16 protein-coding genes and 1 tRNA gene are annotated in these 20,814 nt (G+C 65.5%); 12 read left to right on the top strand and 5 right to left on the bottom strand.

Annotated features, from left to right (window positions below; translation table 11 throughout):
- Positions 1 to 23: 23 nt before the first annotated feature.
- On the bottom strand, positions 24 to 641 hold the full coding sequence (locus tag IPM16_22635; GenBank protein ID MBK9125903.1) for a TetR/AcrR family transcriptional regulator: 618 nt from the start codon (positions 639 to 641) through the stop codon (positions 24 to 26).
- Positions 642 to 732: 91 nt separating this feature from the next.
- Here IPM16_22635 and IPM16_22630 point away from each other — a divergent pair, with 91 nt between their 5' ends.
- Complete coding sequence (locus IPM16_22630) at positions 733 to 1,602, top strand: alpha/beta hydrolase (GenBank protein ID MBK9125902.1); 870 nt, start codon at positions 733 to 735, stop codon at positions 1,600 to 1,602.
- Positions 1,603 to 1,696: 94 nt separating this feature from the next.
- Here IPM16_22630 and IPM16_22625 read toward each other — a convergent pair whose 3' ends face one another.
- Complete coding sequence (locus IPM16_22625; GenBank protein MBK9125901.1) at positions 1,697 to 2,479, bottom strand: class I SAM-dependent methyltransferase; 783 nt, start codon at positions 2,477 to 2,479, stop codon at positions 1,697 to 1,699.
- Positions 2,480 to 3,138: 659 nt separating this feature from the next.
- Here IPM16_22625 and carB point away from each other — a divergent pair.
- On the top strand, positions 3,139 to 6,339 hold the full coding sequence (gene carB / locus IPM16_22620) for a carbamoyl-phosphate synthase large subunit (GenBank protein ID MBK9125900.1): 3,201 nt from the start codon (positions 3,139 to 3,141) through the stop codon (positions 6,337 to 6,339).
- Between the two features lie 384 nt (positions 6,340 to 6,723).
- Here carB and IPM16_22615 read toward each other — a convergent pair whose 3' ends face one another.
- Complete coding sequence (locus IPM16_22615) at positions 6,724 to 7,899, bottom strand: glycine C-acetyltransferase (GenBank protein ID MBK9125899.1); 1,176 nt, start codon at positions 7,897 to 7,899, stop codon at positions 6,724 to 6,726.
- Positions 7,900 to 7,996: 97 nt separating this feature from the next.
- Between IPM16_22615 and IPM16_22610 the strand changes: the two genes are divergently transcribed.
- A complete protein-coding gene (locus tag IPM16_22610; GenBank protein MBK9125898.1) occupies positions 7,997 to 8,524 on the top strand; it encodes a tetratricopeptide repeat protein in 528 nt (175 codons plus the stop codon).
- A gap of 4 nt (positions 8,525 to 8,528) precedes the next feature.
- Here the strand turns inward: IPM16_22610 and IPM16_22605 are convergent, their stop codons facing one another.
- Positions 8,529 to 9,167, bottom strand: a complete 639-nt coding sequence (locus IPM16_22605) for a TetR/AcrR family transcriptional regulator C-terminal domain-containing protein (GenBank protein MBK9125897.1) — start codon at positions 9,165 to 9,167, stop codon at positions 8,529 to 8,531.
- Between the two features lie 190 nt (positions 9,168 to 9,357).
- Positions 9,358 to 9,442 (bottom strand) — tRNA-Ser (locus tag IPM16_22600).
- Between the two features lie 88 nt (positions 9,443 to 9,530).
- Between IPM16_22600 and rocD the strand changes: the two genes are divergently transcribed.
- The 9 genes from rocD to IPM16_22555 all read left to right on the top strand — a co-directional run bounded on the left by rocD (position 9,531) and on the right by IPM16_22555 (position 20,787).
- Entirely contained in the window at positions 9,531 to 10,799 is a 1,269-nt protein-coding gene (gene rocD, locus IPM16_22595; GenBank protein ID MBK9125896.1) for an ornithine--oxo-acid transaminase, read from the top strand.
- A 256-nt stretch (positions 10,800 to 11,055) separates the two neighbouring features.
- Positions 11,056 to 13,755, top strand: a complete 2,700-nt coding sequence (locus IPM16_22590; GenBank protein ID MBK9125895.1) for a tetratricopeptide repeat protein — start codon at positions 11,056 to 11,058, stop codon at positions 13,753 to 13,755.
- 294 nt (positions 13,756 to 14,049) lie between these two features.
- The gene (locus IPM16_22585) at positions 14,050 to 15,207 is read left to right on the top strand and encodes an alpha/beta hydrolase (protein ID MBK9125894.1); all 1,158 of its coding nucleotides are present in this window, start codon (positions 14,050 to 14,052) and stop codon (positions 15,205 to 15,207) included.
- The gene (locus IPM16_22580) at positions 15,197 to 15,760 is read left to right on the top strand and encodes a hypothetical protein (GenBank protein MBK9125893.1); all 564 of its coding nucleotides are present in this window, start codon (positions 15,197 to 15,199) and stop codon (positions 15,758 to 15,760) included. The genes IPM16_22585 and IPM16_22580 overlap by 11 nt, the downstream gene beginning before the upstream one ends.
- Positions 15,761 to 15,830: 70 nt before the next feature.
- A complete protein-coding gene (locus IPM16_22575; GenBank protein ID MBK9125892.1) occupies positions 15,831 to 16,385 on the top strand; it encodes a helix-turn-helix domain-containing protein in 555 nt (184 codons plus the stop codon).
- A 163-nt stretch (positions 16,386 to 16,548) separates the two neighbouring features.
- On the top strand, positions 16,549 to 17,415 hold the full coding sequence (locus IPM16_22570) for a J domain-containing protein (GenBank protein MBK9125891.1): 867 nt from the start codon (positions 16,549 to 16,551) through the stop codon (positions 17,413 to 17,415).
- A gap of 147 nt (positions 17,416 to 17,562) precedes the next feature.
- Complete coding sequence (mutM, locus tag IPM16_22565) at positions 17,563 to 18,420, top strand: bifunctional DNA-formamidopyrimidine glycosylase/DNA-(apurinic or apyrimidinic site) lyase (GenBank protein MBK9125890.1); 858 nt, start codon at positions 17,563 to 17,565, stop codon at positions 18,418 to 18,420.
- Positions 18,421 to 18,452: 32 nt separating this feature from the next.
- Positions 18,453 to 18,863, top strand: coding sequence for a DUF1917 domain-containing protein (locus IPM16_22560; protein ID MBK9125889.1), 411 nt, complete (start codon positions 18,453 to 18,455; stop codon positions 18,861 to 18,863).
- A 46-nt stretch (positions 18,864 to 18,909) separates the two neighbouring features.
- Positions 18,910 to 20,787 carry a cyclic nucleotide-binding domain-containing protein gene (locus IPM16_22555; GenBank protein MBK9125888.1) on the top strand — a complete coding sequence of 626 codons (1,878 nt, stop codon included), beginning with the start codon at positions 18,910 to 18,912 and terminating at the stop codon, positions 20,785 to 20,787.
- Positions 20,788 to 20,814: the final 27 nt, after the last annotated feature.

Genomic DNA, 20,814 nt, shown 5'->3' with positions numbered 1-20,814 from the left:
CCGACGCCGTGTCCGGGAGAAAACTACTCGCCGACGACCGGCAGGAGGTACCGCAGAAAGACCGCTTCCATCTCCTCGAACACCTCGTCGAGCGTCAGCTCGCCACCGGGATGCGCCAACCCGAGGAGGCCCTTCATAATCATCATGCACACGAGGCCGTACTTGCGACGGTCGTGCGCGTCGAGGTTCGGGCGGGCGGCGGCGAGCGCCGCGTCGTTGCGCGCCAGAAAGCCCTCGTCCATCGCGCGGATCGACTCCGCCACGATGGCGGACCCGGTCGAACTGGAAAAGATCGCCTGAAAGTCGCGGTTGTCACGGATGAACGCCTTGAGCGGGACGAGCATCGCCCGGATGCCGTCCTGAAGCGTCATCACCGGGTACGACTCGACCTCCATCGCGGCGAACACGGCGCTCGCCCGCGCGACGTAGCGGTCGACCAGCGCCTTTAGAATCGCCTCCTTGTTGGCGAAGAACTGGTAGAGCGATCCGGTCGCGGTATTCGAGCGCGCCGCAATCGCGCCGATGGTCGCCTGCTCGTAGCCCACCTCCGCAATTACCTCGGACGCGGCGTTGAGGATCGCCTCGACGCGCTCGCGCCCACGGCGCTGCTTGGGTGCCGCCCGCAGTGCATCGCTGTCCATAAATCACCCCCGTTGACAAACGTAGAAATCTGCATAGACTAAAATACGAACACGACGTCGCATTCGCATTATAACATGGAGGCTATCGAACATGAACGTCCAATTCGCGCCCGACATCGAGCGCGCCAACAACACCCAATCTGCCATCCCCACCGAACGCCGCCTGACGATCCGCGGCGCAGACGTGTTCGTCCGCCAGTCCGGGCAGGGCACACCGATTTTGTACCTGCACGGCTCGCCGGACACGCACGCCATGTGGCTGCCGGTCATCGAACGCCTCGGCGGCGGCTACCACCATATTGCCATCGACCTGCCCGGGTTCGGCGCAACGACACTGCCGCGCGCGTTCCCCCTCACGCTCGAGAACTATGCCGCATTCGTCGCCGATCTGCTCGACGCGCTGGGAATCACCGAGCCGGTGATCCTCGCCATGACCGACTTTGGCGGGCACTACGCCGGCGCCTTCGCGGTCACCCATCCGCAGCGCGTGCGCGGCATGGTGATCTCCAACACGGCGTTCTTCCGCGATTATCAGTGGCATTCGTTCGCCAAACTGTACCGCGTGCCGCTGCTGGGCGAGCTGATGTTGGGCACCACCCCGCCCAAGACCATGAAGTCGTCCATCAAGCGCTTTGCGCCGGCCCTGCCCGACCGCTACATCGAGGAAAGCTACGCCGCGGGCTTCGGCTCGAAGGCCGTCCGCAAGGCGGTCCTGCGCATGTACCGCGAGCGCAACCCGGAGCACTTCATCGGGTGGGACGACAAACTGGTTGCCCTGCTTCAGGAGACACCCGCGCTGGTGCTGTGGGGAGACAAGGACCCGTTCATCACCCCGGCATACGCCGAACGGTGGGGCAAGGCGCAGGTTCAGCACTTTGCCGAAAACAGCCATTGGCTGCCGCTCGAAGCCTCCGACGCCTATGCCGACGCGGTGCGCCGCTGGGCGGAGGACCTGAGCTGACCGCGGCGGCTCTCACAACGTGCAGACGTTTGAAGCGGGCGACCTGACCGATCGCCCGCTTCAAACGTTATCTCGTCGGTGGCGTACTGTCTGTTTACACCGGCCGCGCGTGGATCACCATCGTGCCGGTGTGCTTCTCGCTGAACGGCTCGTCTTTGTAGTCGCCGTTGACCTTCTCGACGCGAAAGCCGTTGGCCTCCAGCATCCACAGCGCCTCGTTGTGCGTGTACCAGCGATAACCGCCGGTGCGCGTCTCCTCGTGGACGAGCGTGTCGCCGTCGTAGATGCGGTAGCGCCGGTGTTCGGTCACGGCCTGATCGATACGATCGGCCTTCATCACGCGGCGGTCGACCTGCAGCTTGCGCCCGTCCGGCAGGTCGGCCTTCGTCCAGCTCACCCACTCGGACGGGAACGTCTTGCCGGCCGTCTGCTCTTCCTCGATGAACAGGTTGAACACCAGCTCGCCGCCGGGTTCGAGATGCTGGCGGAACCGGCGCAGAGTCTCGCGCACTTCGTCGCGCTCCATCACGCAGGCGAGGCTGCCGCACGGGATGTAGATCGTCGCATAGCGGCGCGGGATGTCTAGCGCCTGCATCGGCTGATGATAGAGGGTCGGCTCGCGCAGGCCTTGCGCGGCAGCGAGCCGCTTGCAGTGAGCGAGCATGTCGGCGGAGATGTCGACTCCGTCGACGTCCATACCGGCCTGAAGATAGCTGCGCAACAGCCGGCCGGTGCCGCACCCGATGTCGAGCGCGGGGCCGCCGTTGGCGAGGATGGCCGCCTTGTAGTAGGCGTGATCCCAGCCTTTTTCGTCGTACGCGGCCCACATCTCGGCCGCAAATCCAGAGTACAGCTCGGCTTCGTCAAAGTAAGCCATGTGGAGTTTTGTCCTCGTGTCGTGTCGTTACTGTGTGAGGCGGGTGCGGTGCATCCGCGGGCGGTCGTCGATACGATGCTGAGCGTGAATGGACATGGCTGCACCTCCCTCTCCCATCATGGACACATCGCATCAGCATAGCGCGCCGGCGGGTGCGCGGCTACTCCCCAAAAGTGGAGGGATGAGGGAAGGGCAAAAGCGGGCACAGAGGCCACGGAGAACGGGGAGATCACAGAGACGGTCTGTAGGGGCGACGCGGCGGGTCGCCCGTCGTGATCTACGCGCGTATCACCGCAGGGTGGTTGGGACGCAATACATCACATCGCGTCCGCCGCGCGCGGATCCTCGCCAACGCGTCATTCCGCGCGTGTGAGCAGGGACACGGCGGTGCCGTGTTCGGGGTCACCGTCCTACATCGCACGACACGCGCCCTGTCCCGACGACATCGCCACGACACATGCGGAAAACGCGCAAGCAGCCGGTCCTCTCTGTGCGCTCCTTTCCCTCTGTGAGCTCTGTGTCCTCCGTGGTTCAAGCGTTCATTTCTTCGCAGCGACCGACACGGCACGCCGCCGCGCGAACGGTGAGGGCAATTGACCCTCGCCCGACTCTGTGCGAGAATCGCCCCCGGAAAACCACCGAGGGACATCCACCCGCCCATGCCAAAACGCACCGATATCCAGAGCATCATGATCATCGGCTCCGGCCCGATCGTCATCGGGCAGGGCTGCGAATTCGACTACAGCGGCGTACAGGCCTGCAAGGCACTGCGCGCGCAGGGGTACCGCATCATCCTCGTCAACAGTAACCCGGCGACGATCATGACCGACCCGGAGTTCGCCGACGCCACCTACATCGAACCGCTGACGCCGGAGATCTGCGAGCAGATCATCGCCGTCGAGAAGCCTGACGCCCTGCTGCCGACCGTCGGCGGGCAGACCGCGCTCAACCTCGCGCTGGCGCTGTCCGAAGCCGGCGTGCTGGAGCGCCACAACGTCGAGCTGATCGGCGCGTCGATGACCAGCATCCAGCTTGCCGAAGACCGCCAGTTGTTCAAAGACGCCATGACCGAGATCGGCCTGAAGTCGCCGGCCTCGGAAGTCGTCAAGACCGTGCCGGACGCCCTGCGCGCGGCCGATGTCATCGGCTATCCGGTGCTGGTGCGGCCAAGTTTCACGCTCGGCGGGTCGGGCGGCGGCGTGGCCCATACGCCCGACGAACTGCGGCAGGTGGCCGAGCGCGGCCTGAAGGCCAGCCCCGTTCATTCGGTGCTGATCGACTTCAGCCTGATCGGCTGGAAAGAATACGAGCTCGAGGTCATGCGCGACGCGAAGGGCAACTTCGTGATCGTATGCGCCATCGAAAACCTCGACCCGATGGGCGTGCACACCGGCGACTCGATCACCGTGGCGCCGGCGCAAACCCTGACCGACAAGGAACTCCAGCGCCTGCGCGACATGGCCCGCATGATCTTCGATCGGGTCGGTCTGGCAACAGGCGGCGCGAACGTCCAGTTCGCCATCGGCCCGGACGACGGCGAAGTGTACGTAATCGAGATGAACCCGCGCGTGTCGCGTTCATCGGCACTGGCCAGCAAGGCCACGGGCTTCCCGATCGCCAAAATCGCCGCGCTGGTGGCGGTCGGCTACACGCTGGACGAGATCCCCAACGACATCACCCGCGTGACGCCGGCCAGCTTCGAGCCGTCGTTGGATTACGTGATCGTCAAGATTCCGCGCTGGGACTTCGAGAAGTTCCAGGGCGCGGACACCGTGCTCGGCCCGCAAATGAAAGCCGTGGGCGAAGTCATGTCGATCGGCCGCACCTTCCCCGAGGCGCTGCAGAAGGCTGTGCGCGCGCTCGACATCAAGATCGACGGCTTCGGCAGCAAGCTCGACCGCGTGCCGCCCGCCGCGCTCCGCGTCCCGACCGCGCGCCGCTTGTTTCAGGTCGCCGCCGCGTTGATCGACGGCACGTCGCCCGACGAGGTCATCGCGCAGACCCGCTTCGACCCGTGGTTCGTGCGCCAGATGGTCGACAGCGTCGAACTGCACCGGTCGTTGGTGGCGCGCGGCGCAACGCTCGACACCCTCACCGCCGCCGACTTCCAGCAGCTCAAGCGCATGGGGTTTGCCGACGCCTACATCGCGCAGATCGTCGGCGCGACCGAGCGTGCCGTGCGCGACCGGCGCAAGGCGCTCGGCGTCGTGGCGAACTTCTACCGCGTCGACACGTGCGCGGCCGAGTTCGAGGCGCACACGCCCTACCTGTATTCGACCTACGAGGAAGACGACGAAGCGTTCCCGACCGACCGGCGCAAGGTCGTCGTGTTGGGCGGCGGGCCGAACCGCATCGGGCAGGGCATTGAGTTCGATTACTGCTGCGTGCATGCGTGCTTCGCGCTCTCGGAGATGGGTTTCGAGACCATCATGGTCAACTGCAACCCGGAGACGGTCAGCACCGACTACGACACCGCCGACCGCCTGTACTTCGAGCCGCTGACGGCCGAGGACGTGCTCAATATCATCGACCGCGAAAAACCGGATGGCGTGCTGGTGCAGTTCGGCGGGCAAACACCGCTTAACATCGCCGATAAGCTGGCCGACGCCGGCGCGCCGATCTGGGGCACGTCGGTCGACACCATCGACCTCGCCGAAGACCGCAAGCGCTTCAACAAGCTGATGGCCGATCTGGACATCACCCAACCGCTTGGCGCCACGGCCAACAGCGTCGAGGAGGCGCTCGCCGCCGCCAACGACATCGGCTATCCGGTGCTGGTGCGGCCCAGCTACGTCCTCGGCGGGCGCGGGATGGGCATCGTGTTCGACGATGCGTCGCTCGTGGACTGGCTCGACCGGCATATTACGTGGGGCGAGCATCCGGTGCTGATCGACCAGTTCCTCGATGACGCCTTCGAGGTCGACGTCGACGCGCTGTGCGACGGGCAGCAGGTCACCATCGGCGGCATCATGCAGCACATCGAAGAGGCGGGCGTCCACAGCGGCGACAGCGCGTGCGTGCTGCCGCCCTACAAGATCAGCCAGTATCACCTCGAGATCATCCGCGAAGACACGCGCCGGATCGGCCTGGCGCTGGGCGTACGGGGATGCTTCAACATCCAGTTCGCCGTCAAGGACGACGTGGTCTACGTGCTGGAAGTCAACCCGCGCGCAAGCCGCACCGTGCCGTTCGTCAGCAAGGCGACCGGTCACCCGCTGGCTCGCTACGCCGCGATGATCGCCGCCGGCAAGACGCTCAAGGAGATCGGCTTCACCGAAGAGCCGCGCGTCGATGGCTTCTTCGTCAAAGAGGCCGTGCTGCCGTTCCAGAAGTTCCCTGGCGTCGATGCACGCTTAGGGCCGGAAATGCGCTCGACCGGCGAGGTCATGGGCCACGCCAGTAACTTCGGCCATGCGTTCGTCAAAGCGCAGATGTCGACCAACGTCTCGCTGCCGCTGTCCGGCACGGTGATGATCTCGGTCAACGATTACGACAAGGGCGCGGGCGCCAAGATCGCGCGCGATTTGCACCTGCTCGGGTTCAAGCTCATGGCGACCGAAGGCACGGCGAATTATCTGCAGCACGTCGGCCTGCCGGTGGAGCGCGTCAACAAGATCGCGGACGGTTCGCCGCATGTCGTCGATATGATGGCGGACGGCCGGATCGACCTGCTGATCAACACGCCGTTGGGCGGTCAGGCGCACGAAGAAGGCGCGGTGATCCGCGCGGCGGCGGTGTCGCTCAACATCCCGATCATTACGACCATGAGCGCGGCGGCGGCCAGCGTGCAAGGCATGAAAGCGCTCAAGAACAAGCCGCTCAAAGTCCGCAGTTTGCAGCGTCATCATCAGCCGGCGTGAGAGAAAGTCGTCAGCAGTCAGTCGTCAGTTAGCAGAGCGGGTATTTGGCGCATCGCACATCGTCGCGGTGTGCCAGGGACGAGGCATGCCCCGTCCGGTGACGCGGGGAATTTCAACACAATCCCGCCGTCGCCATCGGCCCGAAACCAACCTCACCCCCGGCCCCTCTCCCGAGGAGAGCGGAGCAAGACACGCGCAGGATTCCGAAAACCCCTCTCTTCGGGAGAGGGGTTTGGGGTGAGGTTTCTTTCCGTTGGGGTTTGACGTACAGTTCGTCAGGGGGCGCGGCGGGTCGCCCTTATCAGCCGTCTTTGTGCGCTCGCGCGTTCTCTGTGGCGGCTTCTGCGCTTCCTCAGCACGCAGCACTCAAGACTCATCACGTCCCTAAATGACGCCGAGCTGCTTGCCCACGGCCTCGAACGCCGCCAGCGCCTCTTCGAGATCGGTCTGCGTGTGCGCCGCGGTGTTCATCACGCGGATGCGCGCCGCACCCCGTGCGACCGTCGGGAAGCCGATCGCCATCGCGAACACGCCGTGTTCGAACAACGCGCGGCTGAACTGCTGCGCCAGCGGCGCCTCGCCCAGCATGACCGGGATAATCGGCGTTTGGCTGCGGCCCGTGTCGAAGCCCATGCCCTTCAGCGCGTCTTTGAGGAACGCGGCGTTCGCCCACAAGCGCTGCACCAACTCGTCGGATTCTTCGAGCAGATCGACGGCTTCGAGGCACGCCGCGGCGTCCGGCACGGTCACCGCGCTGCTAAACAGGAACGGGCGCGCCCGCTGCCGCAGCCACTCGACGATCTCGCGCCGGCCCGCCACGATGCCGCCCATCACGCCGAACGCCTTCGACATCGTGCCGACCTCGATGTCGACCTGACCGTGCAGGCCGAAGTGATCCACGATGCCGCGCCCGCCGCGACCCAGCACGCCTTCGCCGTGGGCGTCGTCCACCATCAGCAGAATGTCGTGCTCGCGGGCGACCTCGACCAGCGCCGGCAGCGGCGCGATGTCGCCGTCCATGCTGAACACGCCGTCACTGACGATCAACCGCCGGCCATACTCGGTCGTCTCGGCGATCTTGCGGCGCAAGTCGTCCACGTCGTTGTGCGCATAGGCGACGATCTGTGCGCGGCTGAGGCGGCACCCGTCGATGATGCTGGCGTGGTTGAGCGCATCGCTGAAGATCACGTCGCCTTTGCCGACCAGCGAGGGAATCGCGGCGAGGTTGGCGGTAAATCCGCTTTGCAGCGTGATGACTGCCTCGGCCCCTTTGAACTCGGCGAGGCGCTGCTCAAGCTGGACGTGTAGGCTCATCGTGCCGGCGATGGTGCGCACCGCCCCCGGCCCGATGCCGTAGGCGTCGATGGCGCGTTTGGCCGCCTCGCGCAGGCGCGGATGGTTCGCGAGGCCGAGGTAGTTGTTCGCGCAGAAGTTGAGCACCGGCTTGCCATCCACCACAATCCGGCCATCCATCGGGCTGTCGATGGTGCGGATGGTGTTGTACAACCCCTGCGCGCGCAAATCGTCAAGCTGTTCGGTCAAGAAGTCGAGCGTCGCCATAAGTCGTCCTCCGTGAATGCCGCCGATTGTACTGCATCCATTGGCGCGATTCGCGGTAGTCTAGTGGGACACCGAGACCCCATGGGAGGCCGCCCCGATGCTCGTACCCTTCCAGCGCGACCCGATCGTCAACGACGACACCCTTATTCCGCACATCGAACTGGCGGAGAACCAGCTCGCCGCGCTGCGCACGCCGGAGGGTAAGGTGCGCATGCTGGCGCAGATCGGCACCTACTACCGGCAGTCGTCCGACCCGGCGCGGGCGATCCCGTATTTCAAGCAGGCGGTCGAGCTGTGCCGCTCGGCGAATTTGCGCAAGCTGGAGGCAGTCAATACGCTGCGACTCGGGATCGCGCTGCAGTATGCAGGGCAGATTCAGGACGCCGAGGACGTGCTGCAGATGGCGCTCAGCCTGTGCGAACGCTACCGAGTGTACGAGGACTACGCCTATCAGCACTGGGGCAAATTTCTGGTCGAGCGCGGCGAGGTGGCCGAGGCCGTCCCGTATTTCGAAGCGGCGCTCCGCAAGCGCATCGCCGGCGGCAACCCGGAGTTGATCGAGTCGTCACGCGCCGCGCTGGACGCCGCCCGCGCGCTGCTCAAGCCGGACAGCGGGACGGCGTAGTGCGTCAGCTCCGCATGATGATCGTTTCCTTGCGGATGCGCTCTTCGATCCCCAGCAGCACGGTCTCGAGCTGATACTCGAAATCCTCGTCCAGTTCCTCGATCGACAACCCCTTCAGCAGCGATTGCACGGCAGAGAACTCGCCTGTGGGTAAGGCCATGACCCGCGCATAGACCTGCTCGGCCGTGCTGACCTCGCGCTGTACCGACAACGTGAACGTCGGAACGAAGCTGGCAAACAGATCGACGATCTGGAAGATGCTGCGCGCTTTCAGGCCGGTGTCCTTGAGCGCGGCGACGATCCGTTCGACAATCTGAAACACGACCGGGATCGAGCCGTCGAGCGTCATCAGGAACGGCAGCAGATTCGGATGTTCTCCGACCAGCTTGGCATACGCGATGGCGATCTGCCGCAGCTGTGATTTCCAGGACCCCTGCAGGACCGGCGGCAAGTCCATCTGCGCGAACGCCGACTCCAATACGCCGGCGATCAGGGCCTCTTTGTGGGGGAAGTAGTAGTACATCGCTTTGGCGTCGACGCCCATCGCCTTGCCGAGTTTGCGCATCGACAGCGCGTCGAGGCCCTCGGCGTCGATCAGGCGCAGGGCTTCGCGGGTGATGTGCTCGCGCGATAAAGGAGTCATGGCTCAACCCTCGCTGCGTATCCCGTCGCATAGGGTGGATGCGGCGCAATTCCACAGTGTGTAAATCCGATGGTCCTATTATGACGCAGACTCTGCGATGCCGCAGATCGGGCGGTTAATGCGCTTGAAAACAAAACGAGTGCTGGCCCCTGATCACTCGGGACTCGACACTCGTCACGTCATTCAAGTGCGGAGAGGGCGGGATTCGAACCCGCGATGGTGTTACCCATACTCGCGTTCCAGGCGAGCGCACTAGTCCACTATGCGACCTCTCCCCTGCGTTCGCATTATAGCAGAACATCGCGGCGTCGTTCAGCGGTCAACTTACGGCGGGGGTGCGCCCTGACGATTCACCCGCGGCTCATGCTACAATACCCGCCTGTCCAAGACCCGGGCATCCCGACCGTCTCAATACGCAAAGGATCGGCAGTGAATACGCAGGACTACATCGACCTCGAAGCCAAATACGGGGCCAAGAACTACAAGCCGCTGAACGTCGTGCTTGAGCGCGGCCAGGGGATCTGGGTGTGGGATGTCGAAGGCCGACGTTATCTCGACTTTCTGAGCGCCTATTCGGCCGTCAATCAGGGCCACGCGCATCCGACGATTCTCAAGGCGCTGACCGATCAAGCTGCCAAACTCCCGCTGACCAGCCGCGCCTTCCGCAACGATCAGTACCCGTTGATGGCGAAGGAACTGTGCGAACTGACCGGGTACGAGAAGATGTTGCCGATGAACAGCGGCGCGGAGGCTGTCGAGACGGCGCTCAAGGCCGCCCGCAAGTGGGGCTATAAGGTCAAGGGCGTGCCCGAGGGGCAGGCTGAGATCATCGTGTGCGATGGCAACTTTGCTGGCCGCACCATCTCCATTATCAGCTTCTCGCCGGAAGCGCAGTACAAGGACGGCTTCGGGCCGTTCACGCCCGGCTTCAAGATGATCCTATTCGGCGACGCCGATGCGCTCGCCGCGGCCATTACCCCGAACACGGTCGCCTTCATCGTCGAGCCGATTCAGGGCGAAGGCGGTGTGATCGTCCCGCCCGATGGCTACCTGAAGCGCGTGCGCGAAATCTGCACGGCCAACAACGTGCTGCTGGTCACCGACGAGGTGCAGAGCGGCCTCGGCCGTACCGGCAAGCTGTTCGCACAGCAGTACGACGGCGTCCGTGCCGACATCGTGACCATCGGCAAGGCGCTGTCGGGTGGTTTCTACCCGGTGAGCGCGATGCTGGCCGACAAGGCCGTGATGGATGTCTTCAACCCCGGCGACCACGGCTCGACCTTCGGCGGCAACCCGCTGGCCGCCGCCGTCGCCCGCGCCGCGCTCAAGGTGCTGGTCGAGGAAAACCTGATCGAGAACGCCGCCGTTCAGGGCGAATACCTGATGGGCCGCCTGCGCCGGATCGAGTCGCCGCACATCAAAGAAGTGCGCGGCCGCGGCCTGCTGATCGGCGTCGAACTGCACGACTCGGCGGGCGGCGCGCGGCGCTTCTGCGAGGCTCTCAAGGACGAGGGTCTGCTGTGCAAAGAGACGCACGACAATGTCATCCGCTTCGCCCCGCCGCTGACGATCACCAAAGACGACATCGACTGGGCGTTCGATCGCATCGAAAAGGTGCTGATGGCGGACTAGCCGCTAAAGGGCAGTCGTCAGGGGTCAGTTGTCAGTTGTCAGATGACCGGCTCCAATTACCTCACCCCCGTCTCGCGCTGCTCGACTCCCCCTCTCCATGGCCATGGAGAGGGGGTTTGGGGGGTGAGGTAGAGAAGGGGTGCGTGCCCCTTGTAGAGGAGTACAGGCGAAGCCTCCGCAGGCTCTGCCTTAATTTTCGCGTCGGTCGCGGATCGGCTATACTGAATCGCGGAGACACTCGCACGATGAGGGCGGCATGTCCGGCGACGAACTGCGCGAACAAGGCATAGCAGCGGCGAAAGCCCGCAATTTCGACGAGGCGCGCCGGCTGTTGACGCAGGCGATTCAAGCCAACCCGCGCGACGTGCAGGCGCTCCTGTTTCTCGCCAGCGTGACCGACGACAAGAAGGCGCGTCTGCTCTCGCTGCGGCGCGCGCTGGAGATCGAGCCGAACAACACGCTCGCCTTGCAGGCCGTCAAGGCATTGGGTGTCGACCCGGCCAAACTCATGGCGACCGCGCATGGCGATTCGCCGCCTGCGCCGCCCGCCCCGGCCCCCGATCTTCCGCCCGCGACACCGACGACCACCGGCGGAATCCGTAAGCTGGGACCGAAACCGACCGACGCCGAACTCGACGCGCTGTTCAGCGATCAGCCACCCGCCGAACCACCGCCCGCCACACCGACCACAACAGGTTCGGTCAAGCGCCTGCAATCGCTGGCCGACCGGCCCGCGCCGCGCCCGGTTGAGGCTCCGCCGCCGGCCGCACCGACACCCGCACCGGCCGGAACGCCGCCCGCGATCAACCCGAACGTCCCCGGCGTGCCGGTGCCCGACAGCGCGTTTGTCGAGAAGGCCGCCGCCGATGCCGAGTTTCTCGCCCAGCGCCTCCTGCAAGAACGGCCCGCCGCGGCGCTTTCCGCGCAGTGGACGGTCAAAAGCCGCGGGCGTGCTGGCGAGGCCGACGTGTGGCGCCTGCGCGCGCAGATTTGGGGCGCGGTCGCCGGCTTCGTGCTGACGTTGGCGTTCATCGCCGTCTACATACTGGCGACCAACCCGGACGCGCAGCGCATCATCCTCGGCCGGCGCACCATCGTGCCAAGCCGCACGCCGACCAATACGCCGACCTATACGCCCGGCTTCACGCCGACGCCGACCGCCACACGTGACGTCACGCGCCTCCCGACGTTTACGCCCAGCCCCACGCTGCCGCTGACCATCTCGCCAGTGGGACAACCCAACGTCACGCCGCGGCCCACGCAGCGGTACCTCCCCGTCCCGTTGGACGGCGGCATGCCCAACGCCGTGGCGATGCTCGACCGCGGGATGATCGATGAGGCGCTCCCCACGCTGGACGCCGAACGCGCGCTGGTCTCGCGCGGGAACTACAGCCCAAACCAGTACTACTTCAACGCCATCGCGCTGGCCCGCGCTGGCAAATTCGACGAGGCGTTCAACGTGCTGAACGAAGGCGAGGAGCGTCTCGAAGCCGACACGACCGCCTCGGACCGGCCGCAGTTCAAGGCGCTGATCGACCTCGGATTCGCTGAGGCCGAACTGCTGCGTGGATTGTCGCGCGGGGGCGGGGGTGGCGCGAATTTCGAGGTCGCACGCGAACGCGCACAAGCCGCGCTGGACTTCGACCCGCGTTATGCACAGGGCTATCTGATCATCGCGCGGTCGTATTTGGCGCAAGGGCTGTATCAGGACGCGCTCGATACGCTTGAAATTCCGCGCACGCTGACCGAGCGTATCCCCGAGTTCGCGCTCAATACCGACCTCGTCATGCTGCGTGCCGAAATCTATTTCGCACGCGCCGAGGCGACTGGCGGCGGGACTGCTGCGCGCGGCGACTACGAAGCCGCCGATTACGAGGCATTCTACGCGCTGTACATCAACCCGTACGAGCGGCGCGCGCACGAACTGCGCATGGACATCGCGCTGGCGCTCGGCAAGCCGGGCGACGCGGTGCTGGCGAACGATACGTACCGCCTGTACTTCCCGGACGATCCGCGCGCACTGCGCCGGTTGGGCGACGCGCGCGCCGAAGAAGGCAACCCGGACTTGGCGCTCGGCTCGTATGCCGCGGCCCTTGATGCCGACCTGCGCGACGACGGCGTGCCGGGTGTCGAATCGGCGGACATTCTGGCCGAACGCGCGACGCTCTACCTCGAACAGGGCGAGAATGCGCGCGCGCTGGAAGACCTCAACACTGCGCTGTCGATCGTGCCCGAACGACTCGACTTGCAGGTGCTTCGCATGGAGGCCGCCTTCGCCGCGGGCGATTACATCACGGCGCTGGCTGATGCCGATGCGCTGAGGGGCAGTCGGGCTGCGCCGGACTCGGTGTTCTACCTGATGGAAGCGCGCGCGCTGGTCGCCGGTACGGTCGTATCGGACGAGGAGGCGCGCACGGAAGCCATCGCAGACGCCAACAGCGCGCTGCAGCGTGTGGCCGAAAGCAGCCTCACGCGCGATCAGCGACTGGCGTACGGCGAAGTGCGCACGCGCGTCCTGCTCGAGCGCGGGTTCCCGGCGGATGCCGTCGAAGCGGCAACCCAGGCGCTGGCCGAGTTTGACTCGCCGGAGATTCGCCTGCTGCGCGCACAAGGGTGGGAGGCGCAAGGCTCGCTCGGCAACGCGCGCACCGATTACCAGCGCGTGCTCGATCGTGTGCAGGACACCGACGAGAACTTGGCGCTGTACGCCCGCGCCGGCCTCGAACGCGTGTCGATCTCGTCCACCGCGACGGCCACGGCGGTCACAGCGACGGCGATAGTGGAGCGCACGCTGACCCGTCAGGCACAGCTCACGGCGACACAAGAGGCCCGCGAACAGGCGACCGCCAACGCCATCGCGACACAAACGGCCCGCGCGCCGACCGCGACGCCGTCACGCACGCCAACCATCACGCGCACGCCGACGATCACCCGGACGCCGACGCCGCAGAACTGAGAGGACCAAAGGGCGTAAGCCCTCTGGTCTCCCTTCTCTGCGGGTTTGAGCCGCACGCGGCTCAAATCCGCGAGTAAGGAGGTGCAGGAGTGCAAACTCCTGCCGGGGATTGGGGCAGCGCCCATAGCATACGGTCTGTAAATCCGGCTAAGTCTTCGTGCCTCGTGGGGGATTCGCGCCGCCTGATTACTATTTTGAGCCCCATGCTGCACAGACGCGTGTACAATAGAGAGACCATCGGATGAAGAGCATCCTCACTCATCTATGCGTCACGCTTTCCGCTACGGACTTTCTGTGCTGGGGTTGACCAGCGCCGGTATGGGCCTCCTATCGCTCATGCCGCGCTTGAGTGCGCGTACGTGGCTACCCCAGATGGCCCTCAGCGAGTTCCCTGCCGTGCCGATCGGGGTCGGCGGGTTGGTGGCGCTGGCGGGGTGGCGCGCCCGCGTGCAGTCCGCGTATATGTTCGGCGCTGCCGGCGCATTGATGTCGGCGCATCCGCTGCGGCACGTCCGCAACGCCCACCGCAACATGAAGGCGGAAATGCAGGCGATGCTCGGCCGGCGCTACGAGACGCACATCCAGCCCGCGGCGCTTGCCCGCTGCCAGAAATATCCGTGGTCGCTGCGCCGGACGTTCAACGCGCATCGCGTGGGCCAGTACATGGTCACCGTCGACCGCGACGTGGTGTACTGCGAACGCCCGACCCGCGCGCTCAAGGCCGACATCTATCGGCCGGCATGGGTCGCGCCCGATCACGGCCCGCTGCCAGCGATCATCGTGCTTCACCCCGGCGCGTGGTCGAGCGGCGACAAGAGCTGGGTCTTCACGCCGCACGACATGACGCTGGCGCAGTCCGGCTACGTCGTGATCGATATCCAGTACCGCTTCATCGACGAGACCGGATGGCCCGGCCAGATGGACGACTGTCGCGAGGCGATTCGCTGGGTGCGCCGCAACGCCGCACAGCTTGGCGTCGATCCGAAGCGCATTGCGCTGTGGGGCCGCAGCAGCGGCGGGCATATCGCACTGTCGACTGCGTTCCGCGCGTCGGGCGACCACGCCGACACGAGCGTAAGCGCCGTGATCGCCGTTTATGCACCGTCCAACCTCGCCATGGTCGGTGAGAAGGTCGACCCGCGTGTGGAAAAGCTCATGGGTGGCGGCCTCGACGCGGTACCGGAGCAGTACGTCGACGCCAGCCCGCTTACGCATGCCGGGCCGGAGTCGCCGCCGACGCTGCTCGTCCACGGCCAGAAAGACGGGTTGGTGTACGCCATCAACAGCGAAACGCTGCGTTGGACGTTGCGTCGCCACGGCGTGCCGGTCGCGCTGCTGCGCATCCCGTGGGGCCATCACGCCTTCGACGGGCCGCCCGGCGGCTTGGGTACGCAGCTCGCGCAGTATCATATCGACCGCTTCCTCGCATGGAGCCTGTACCATGAACGATGACTTCCGCACGCGCGGGATCGAGCCGCTGGTCTTCCGTCACGCCAACGGATGGCTGAGCTGGCAGGCGGTCGTCGGCGATCTGGTCAGCCGCGGCCACCCCGACGCGCACATCCGTGTCGAGGCATCCGGCGTTGACGGCGCGGTGACGTGGGCCGCGGAAGTCGAGTGGGGGCCGAATCAGGAGCGCGTGACCGATCAGCCGTCGCTCGGCGAGGCGCTGGCAACCCTCTGGCAAGAGGTCAGCAACCATCACTGGATGTACGAGGGCGACATGGGCAAGCGGGGGCCAGCCCTTTACGGCCCGGACGAGTGGCTCGACCACGATACGCTGGAGGCGCTCAACCGCATGCTCACGGTCGCCGCCGACGTGTTCGGCAGCGATTGGGCGGTGTTGTTCACGTATCACCCCGTCCAACAGCCCGACCAGCGCGTCAACAGCCGGTTGATCGCCCGCAGCGGCGATGTGGCAGTGGCTGGGCGCGGCGCAACCTTGCTCGACGCCGTGCGCGGATTGTTCCGCGCGACCGCACCGTTTTTCGCCAGCGGCACGTAAGCCGCAGCACGGCGGGACGTGGTATCCTTTTACGCGGCATCCCCTGAACCACGCAGCGGAAGAGAGACTCATGCCCAGCAAAGCCCTCGCGCTGATCGTTCATCCCGTTCGCCTGCGCATCATTCAGGCGCTCGTCCGGCGCGAACGCACGACACACCAGATTGCCGAGGCGCTGCCGGATGTGCCGGTATCGTCGCTGTACCGTTACTTGCGTCTGCTGCTCGAAGGCGGCTACATCGAAATCGCCAGCACGCGGTCGGTCAACGGCATCGAAGAGAAGACCTACCGGCTCAGCGACTCCAAGCCCGCCCTGCTCGCCGACCACGATTTCGAAGGGCTTGACAAAGCCGGCCTGCAGCAGGCGTTCTCGCTGCTCACGGGCATGATCCTGACCAGCTTTCAGGCCTATCTTGACGCCACGCCCGACCCGGACTGGAAGCGTGATCGGCTGGGCTGCGCCGAGTTCACGTTCCTAGCCACGCCGGACGAATACGACGCCTTGTGGAAACAAATCTGGAGCCTGCTGCAATCCGCCGAAGCGCAGTCGCACACAGCGGGCCGCGTGCCGCGCAAGGTCGCCATAGCGGGGTATCCCGGTGTCACAGACGCTGATAACGGCGCCTAGACACGCCCTCGCACATGCTCTGTAGATTCTTTCTTAGAATTGACGCCGCACGCACCGTGCGGGCAAGCAACGCGGGTACAATAGAAGTGTGCGCATTGGGCGCCTTTTCCAGTTAAGGCGGGGTGTCGGCGCACACCCAGTATCAAGAGGTCGACAGATAACTATGGCACGTGACTACTACGAGATCCTCGGGGTGGATCGAGGCGCGGACGAGAAAGAAATCAAGCGCGCCTTTCACCGGCAGGCTAAGCAGCACCATCCCGACGTGAACAAAAACGATCCGAACGCGGAAGCGCGGTTCAAAGAAATCAATCAGGCGTACGAAGTCCTGAGCGATCCCGAGCGCCGGAAGATGTACGACCGCTTCGGGCCGGACTTCGAGAACTACCGTCAGGGCGCGGGCCCCTCAGGCGGCGGCCCGTACGCCCAGACCATCGACCCGTCCGCGTTCGAAGACCTGATGTCCAGCTTCTTCGGCGGTCTCGGTGGCGATGCCGGATTCGGCCCGCGCCGCCGCCGCGCCCAGCCGGAAAAAGGGCAAGACATCGAGCATCCTGTCAGCGTGACATTGCGCGAGGCGTTCGAAGGCACCACCCGTTACATTACCCGCGGCGACCGGCGCGTCCGCGCGGACATTCCGGCCGGCGTGACCGACGGCACGCGCGTGCGACTGCGCGGCGAGGGCGAACCGGGCCGCAGCGCCCCCGGCGATCTGTTCCTCGTTATCACGGTCGAGCCCGATCCGCAGTTCGTGCGCGACGAAAAAGACCTGACCACCGAGGTCAAGGTCGATATGATTACCGCCATGCTCGGCGGACAAGTGACCGTCCCGCTCGTCACCGGCAGCGCCAAAATGACCATTCCGCCCGGCACGCAAAGCGGGCGCAAATTCCGCCTGTCCGGGCGCGGTATGCCCGGCGGCAAGGGCAAGCCCGGCGACCTGTACGCCCGCGTCCTGATCACCGTGCCCGAAACCCTCACCGACGAACAGCGCACACTGGTCGAAAAACTGCGCGACAGCCTGAGCTAGAGATAACCAAAGGGTTTACACCCTCTGGACTCCCTTATCTGCGGAATTGAGCCGCGCGCGGCTCAATTCCGCGAGTAAGGAGGTGCAGGAGTGCAAACTCCTGCCGGGGTTTGGGGCAGCGCCCCAAAATGACAAAGTGAGAGTGAGATGCCTGAACTGCCTGAAGTCGAGACGGTAGTACGCGGACTGCGCGGGCCGCTGGTCGGCCGGACAATCACATCGTTCTGGAACGACTGGCCGCGCACGATCGGCGCGCCCGACCCGGACTCGTTCGCGGCGCGCGTGGTCGGCCAGACCGTGCAGTCGATCGACCGCCGCGCCAAGTACATCGTATGCACGCTTGACCACGACCTGCTGATCGTCCACCTCAAGATGACCGGACGGCTGTATGTCGCGCGGCCGGATGTGGCGCACGAGGCCGACCGTTGGGTGCATGTCAAGTTGGGACTGAGCGACGGCAACGAGCTGCGCTTCAGCGACTCGCGCAAATTCGGCAAGGTGTTCCTGACCGGCGAGTTCGCCAGCATCACGCCCGGCGCGGCGGCATTGGGGCCGGAGCCGCTGGACGGTGCCTTTACGGCGGACGTATTCCGTGCGCGCATGAAGGGGCGCTCGACCGCGCTCAAGGCGCTGCTGCTCGATCAATCGTTCGTGGCGGGCGTGGGCAACATCTATGCGGACGAAGCGCTGTTCCGCGCCAAACTTCACCCGCTGCGCCGTGCCGACACGCTGACAAAAGCGGAGGCCGCGGCGCTGCACGCGACGGTGCAGGCGGTGCTGCGTGAAGGCATCGACTACGAGGGCGCGTCGGTCAACTGGTATCGCAAGCCGGACGGCACGACCGGCGAGGCGCACGAGCACTTCTACGCTTATGGGCGAGACGGCGAGCCGTGCCTTGTGTGCGGGACGCCGCTGCGCAAGATTCGCGTGGCGCAGCGCGGCACGCACTACTGCCCGACCTGTCAGCCCGAGAAACGCCCGCGCAAACGCCGCGCCGCGCGGTGACCGCACCGTCCGAAGACAGGAGGATGATCCTCATGCCAGACGACAAGAAACCGCAAGCCCCCAACCTCGATCTGATCCAGATGGTGCAGCGGGCGCGCATGCAGCACGACGCCGACGCCGTACCGAGCGAGGTCGCGGCGGTGTATTGGATCGAATGTAAGGCGGACGTGCCGACTGCTGCACCCACGCCGCGCGCCGGCGCATGGGTCATCGAGAGCGACGTCACATCTGTCGACGCCGCGTGGGACACGGTGAAGCGTGCCACGCGCGCGGGACAACTCGGCTACAAGTCGAAGGTGTCGACGGCCTCGCGCAAGGGCGAGCGCGATTCGACCAACCGCGTGATCCTCGTGTGCACGGCCGACCGCGCCGACTCTGCCGACTGCGCCCGCGTGCGCGATGCCCTTGAAGGGCTGGGGCTGGCACCTCTCCGATACGAATGAACGGCGCGTTATAATCGGCGGGTCTCGACGTTGAAGGGATTCCGCCATGCGTGATCCACAGCTTATCGCGGCGCTGCAGCGGCTGCCGATTTTCTCCAGCCTGCCCGACTACCAGTTAGCGCGGGTGGCGGGGATTGCCCATATCACGCGCCACAACCCCGGCGACATCATCTTCCGGCAGTGGGAAGTCGCGCGCGGGTTTTATATGCTGCTCTCCGGTGCCGGCCAGCTCATCCAGCAGGGGCAGGACGGCGGCCAGCGCGTTTTGGCGAACGTGCAGCCCAATCAGTTCTTCAACGATGCGGCGCTGACGCAGGAGTTGGTCGAGCAGGCGACGTTCGTGATCGTGCAGACGTCGGTGCTGCTGCACATCCCACGCGAGGCATATAGGGCGCTGCCGACCGGTGCCCCACAGCCGCAAGCGCCGATACCCTCGCCCAACGTCTCTCGCAGCAATCCGCCGGCGGCCCCTGCGCCGTCGAGCACGCCACCACAGCAAGATCGTCCGTTCAACCCCATGCCTTCGGCGCAGCAGCAGCCGGCCCAGCCGCCGAATCAAAGCCCGGTGACCCGCCCGCCGGAACCCAGCCCGAACCGTTCGACCGTCCCGACCCGGTTTCAGGAGAAGCGCCCGACGTGGCTCAACCCCGGCGAGACGCTCCGCCTGATGATCCACCGTCACTGGTGGGTGATGGTGCGGGCGGCCTTTCTGCCCGCGCTCATCCTCGCCGCAATGATCGTCGGCGCGATCCTCAGCCCGGTGCCGGTGGTCTCGATCGTGTTGGTCGGCCTCGCTGTGGTCATCCCCGGCGGCCTGCTGATCTACATCTACTTCGACTGGCGCAACGATTGGCTCGTCATCACCGACGAGCGCGTGCTGCGCGTGGAGCAGCAGGTGGCGCGCTTCAGCGTGGAGACCAAAGAGGTCGGCTTGCTGAGCGTGCAGGCCGTGCTGGCGACGCTGCGCCCCGGCGACCCGGTCTCGCGCGTCCTGCGCTACGGTGACGTCATCATCAGCACGGCAGGCAGCGCCGGCAACATCAGCATGGACTTCGTGCCTAACCCGGGCCGCGTCAAAGACTACCTGTTCCGCCAGCGCGACATGAAGGCGGTGCAGGCCGGCGTCACGCTGCCGGGCCAGCAGCAGGTCGACCACAATGACCCGCTGACGTTCCCGCCGGACGACACCGGACGCCGCATTACGCCGGCGGTCACCGGCGGCGGACTGTTCTCGATGCAGTACGTCAATCAGCGCGGCGAGCAGGTGTACCGGCGGCATCTGATGGTGTGGGCGCGCCATATTTTCTGGCCGATCCTGTTCATCCTCGGCTGCCTGTTCGTGCTGTTCTTCGGCGGACGCATCGAGGCGTTGGCCGACCTCGGCGTCATCGCGTCGATCGGCGGATTCATCGGGCTGGTGATCGGCGCGATCTGGCTGTACTTGGCAGACTGGGACTGGCGCAACGACCTGTACATCATCGGCGATCAGGTGATTACGCTGCTCTCACGCAGCCCGCTGCTGCTGCAGTTCCGCGAAGACCAGATCCTCATCCAGCGCATCCACAACATCGAGGCGGAGACGACCGGCCTGCTGCGCAGCTTGCTCGATTACGGCGACGTGCGCTTGCTGCTGCTGGGCGACGAAACGCCGAAGGTTTTCCGCGACGTGCCGGGGCCGGTCGGCGTGCGCGAGGAGATCAGCCGCCGCCAGCGTATCGCCAAAGAGATCGAGCAGCAGGTCGATGAGCAGCGGCGGATGGAGTCGTTGATGAACCGCATGCGCGAGCAGGGGATGCTGCCACAGCAGCAGCAAGGCGGCGCGCAGCAGCCGGCGAACCCAAACCCGCAGCAGCCTCCGGCGTCACCGTCCGGTCAACCGCCGATGAGGAGCCAGACTCCGCCGATTCCCCGCCGCCGAGTCTAACGATCTTGCGCGGTGGGTGAATCTCTT

Source organism: Candidatus Flexicrinis affinis, from assembly GCA_016716525.1.
GTDB lineage: Bacteria > Chloroflexota > Anaerolineae > Aggregatilineales > Phototrophicaceae > Flexicrinis > Flexicrinis affinis.
This window is presented reverse-complemented; position numbering and strand designations above follow the sequence as displayed.